Genomic DNA, 255 nt, shown 5'->3' with positions numbered 1-255 from the left:
CCCAAGGAAAGATAGAAAGATACCACCGGACCATGAAGAATGTAGTCAAGCTCCATCATTATTATATGCCTGAGGAATTAGAGGCGGCTTTAAAAGATTTTGTGGAATATTATAACCACCAGCGTTACCATGAATCCCTTCAAAATCTAACGCCTGCTGACGTATATTATGGGCGTGGAGAGATGATTTTACAAGAAAGAAAACGAATTAAAATGGAAACCTTAAAACAAAGAAGATTGAACTATGAGAAAATAA

At 36.5% G+C, this 255-nt stretch carries 1 protein-coding gene; it reads left to right on the top strand.

Translation table 11 applies throughout. From position 1 onward, the window contains the following. The coding region (locus ACST13_RS11060) for an integrase core domain-containing protein (protein ID WP_459523260.1) at positions 1-255 on the top strand (255 nt) is incomplete at both ends.

The sequence above is a fragment of the Aquirufa sp. A-Brett2-W8 genome, assembly GCF_054558755.1.
This window is presented reverse-complemented; position numbering and strand designations above follow the sequence as displayed.